We start from the raw sequence: 3,487 nt of genomic DNA, 5'->3' as shown, positions 1-3,487 counted from the left end.
CTCCCCGCCCTCCTGGACACGGTCACCACCCACCTGAACCCGTCCACCTCGGAAGACGACGTGGCCATCCTCCTGGCCCGCACAAGACGGACGGGCCCCCACACGGAACCCCTGCCGTGGCTCCCACTGAGCCGGCCGCCCGACCCGGACTCAACGGCGGGCTGAGGCCGGCCGCCGGTCCAGACGCATGACCACGTGGTCATGGAAACGGTCCACGGCCTCATCGACACTGCGGATGAATCCCGACTCGGCGTTGCCCCGTGTGCTGCCCATGCCCCGGAAGAGAGACAGCCTGAAGCCGGCGATCTCGGCGTTGTTCCTGGGGAGGAGGTCACCTGGTTCGCGACGGAGTCGCTCCAGCGTTCCACGGGGCCCGGCCGCCTCACCCACGAGCAGAGTCTCGACGTGCAGATCGGCAGGAGCGTCCGGAAGCTGACGGATGAGCCGCTTGGCCCAGCTGAGCGGGTAGCCCTGCTCCGGGGCGACGATCTCGATGGACGTGCGCAGCTTGCCGGTTCGCAGGTCCGCGGAGAGGGCGAGGACACCCGGCGTGCCCTCGATACGCAGCTCGGAGTCCAGCCTGCCCGCCAGGCAGAGCTGGTCGGCGAGTTCCGCCCGGCGGACGCGGGGATCGGTGCCTTTTTTCGTCCGCTGCACGGGGAGCACCTGCTGTCCGAGTTCGCCGCCCATGCGCAGACACACCTGCCGAACGAGGCGTTCCCAGTTCTCGACCACCTCCACGGCCCGCTGATCGCCCTGGCAGAGGGTTTCGTCGTCGATGCCGTTACGCACGGGGACCCAGGCCGGTCCCATGTTCTGGAAGCCGTGGCAACCGGAGTTGTCGTGCTGGAGGTAGTGCAGGAGTTCCTGGAGCAGCCAGGCGTGCGCCGCGTTGCCGACGCCTTCGTGGCGGATCAGCATCTGGGCCTGGTGGGCGACGTCGGCCCACGACAGGTGACGCAGCGCCACCTTGTGCTTGCGCCGGCCGTCCGTCTTCACGTCGACCAACGGGCTGCCGTCCAGCTCCACGTCGTTGGACAGGGTGATGACGGCCTCGTAGCCCCGGCGGGCGGCGATGTCGGCGTACGCCTGCACCTGGTCCGGCTTGAGGGCGTTGCCGTTGGTCTTGGTCTCGACCAGCGCGGTCCACAGTTTGCCCGCGCGCTCCACCCGGATCACACCGTCCGGCCGGCGCGGGGAGTCCCCGTTCGGCAGCGAGACCTCCGTGAACGTCTCCATACGTCCGGCGGGCGCCCCGAACCCCGCGGTGAGCCGCCGGCCGAACTCCGGTACCTGCGCCATCACGGACAGGAGTACGGACGTCGCGCGGGTCTCCCTGTCCCGGTCGCTCTTGAGGGCGGAGACCGGGAAGAGCCGGGCCGCCCGCCAGGAGTCGTTCTCGGCAAGGGACTTCCTGGCCACCTTGGGCAGGGTGACCTTTTTCTTGGCCGTACGGGGCCGTGGGACCGTCCTGGCCACGGCCTCGGCCGGCTCGTTCACCACCGGCTCCGCCACGGCCTGCTCGGGAACGGGGACGGGACCAGGAACAGGGGCGAGTGCCGGAACCGTCTCATCCGCCGCCGGGACCACGTCCTCCTCCGCCGGGGTCTCCGTCTCCATGGCCACGGATGCGGTCACCGCCTGCGACCTGGCCTCTTCCGAGGCTGCCGCGGTCTGCTCGGCCTGCTCGGCCTCCTCCGCGTCGTCGTCGACGTCGACGCCGTAGTCCTGGGCCAGACCGGCGAGTCCGGACTCGTATCCCTGCCCGATGGCACGGAACTTCCAGTCGCCGGCCCGGCGGTAGAGCTCGCCGAAGAGCAGTGCGCCGACGGCACCGGCGTCCTCGATGGAGAACCGCAGCAGGCCCTCCCCTGAACCGTCGGCCAACGTCACCCGGACGTCGTCCAGGTCCCCGAACTCGGCTCCGTTGTAGCGGCTCGCCGCCACGATGATCTGCTCCACGTCCGCCGGGATCGCGGTCAGATCGAAGGTGATGCGATCCTCGTTGCCGTCCGCCGTGGGCGCCTTGCCCAGCAGCTGCACGGACCCGTCGGCCGCCACTGGATTGTTGTAGAAGTAGAAGTCCGTGTTGCTGCGAACCTTGCCGTCCGACGTGAGAAGGAGGACGGACACATCCGCGTCGCCTTCGCCCGTCGGGCTGCTCCAGCCCAGGCTCACCATGACGGCGCCCACGTCTTCGCTCAATGCCGTCAGTTCGACATTGGCGCCCTTGACCATCTCGTGCACGAGGCCCCCCAAGATGCACCGCCACCCAGGGAGTTGCCCCGGCGGCCTGTTCGTTGCGATGTGTGACGCGCTCCGCACCCTGCGCATCAGGAGGGAACTGTAGCGCCGGAATCAGGTGTATCGGCCCCGAACGGCCCCGAATATACGAGTTGCCCAACTGCCCGCCCCTCGCGCCCTGCCGCTCAACGCTTCTCGTACGGATCTGAAGGTGCCGTCGTCCTCTTCACCGCTACGGCGTCCAGTACCGGGCGGGCCGAGTCCGTGCCGGGTTTTCCTGTGGGGTGCCAGGTTCCGGTGACCGTCGTCCAGGAGTCGGCCACCGGGGCGTCCGCGCCGCGGATCTCGACCTTCAGGGCCTGCGCGTCGGCGGCGCAGCAGGTGACGAGCAGGCGGGCGACGGACCAGGTGCCGTCGTCGTCGTGGGTCACGAAGCCGGTCAGCCGGACCGTGCGCCCCGTCAGCGACGCGCCCGTGTCCCACTCCGCCCGGGACGCGAACGCGCCGAGGGTCAGGTCGAGGGGGTCCCCGGCCGGGAGCTTCGGGAAGGTGCCGGCGCCCTGCGCGGCGACCCGCGCCTCCTCGCGTTCCGCGCTGTACGAGCCGAGGGCGGGTGGCGGGAAGAGGAGGAGGGCGAGGGCGGGAGCGGTGAGGAGCCAGGCGATGCGCGGATTGCGGGCGTGGTCGTGGTCGTGGCCACCGCTTTCCTCGTCCTCGTCCTGGTTCTCATCCTCGCCCTCGCCTTCGTTCTTGGCCTCGCCCTCGCCTTCGTTCTTGGCCTGGTCCTCTTCCTCGTCGTGGTGGTCGTCCTTCTCGTCGTGGTCGTGGGTGCATCGGGTGAGCAGGCCCAGCAGGCCCAAGGCGATCAGGGCCGTGCCGGAGACGACGAGGTAGGGGCGGAGCCCTTCCTTCACGTAGCGCAGGTACAGCTCGCTGAAGAGCGCGATCCGCAGCAGCGCCGCCCCGCACAGGATCAGCAGCACACCCTGGGGGCGCAGACGTAGCAGACGTACGGGAGGGCCTGGGCGAGAGTTCACAGCAACCACCCGCCCACCAGCACGCTGCTCACCACGGCCACCACCCACGTCACGGACGAGAACCGCACCGCGAACGCCCGCCCGAAGGTCCCCGCCTGGAGCGCGATGAGCTTCAGGTCGACCATGGGTCCCACGACCATGAACGCCAGCCGGGCGGTGGGCGAGAACCCGGTCAGCGAGGCCGCCACGAAGGCGTCCGCCTCGGA

Annotated in this window: 2 protein-coding genes and 1 pseudogene; all 3 read right to left on the bottom strand. The window is 69.9% G+C overall.

Annotated elements, in window-relative coordinates; translation table 11 throughout:
• Window positions 1-150: 150 nt before the first annotated feature.
• Window positions 151-2,238, bottom strand: a complete 2,088-nt coding sequence (locus AOK01_RS19280) for a TerD family protein (RefSeq protein WP_055513326.1) — start codon at window positions 2,236-2,238, stop codon at window positions 151-153.
• Window positions 2,239-2,429: 191 nt separating this feature from the next.
• The gene (locus tag AOK01_RS19275; RefSeq protein WP_245702310.1) at window positions 2,430-3,281 is read right to left on the bottom strand and encodes a TIGR03943 family putative permease subunit; all 852 of its coding nucleotides are present in this window, start codon (window positions 3,279-3,281) and stop codon (window positions 2,430-2,432) included.
• Window positions 3,278-3,487: pseudogene (locus AOK01_RS19270) on the bottom strand (permease); the annotation flags it as partial. The pseudogene AOK01_RS19270 and the gene AOK01_RS19275, both read right to left, overlap by 4 nt.

Source organism: Streptomyces aurantiacus, from assembly GCF_001418335.1.
Classification (GTDB): domain Bacteria; phylum Actinomycetota; class Actinomycetes; order Streptomycetales; family Streptomycetaceae; genus Streptomyces; species Streptomyces aurantiacus.
This window is presented reverse-complemented; position numbering and strand designations above follow the sequence as displayed.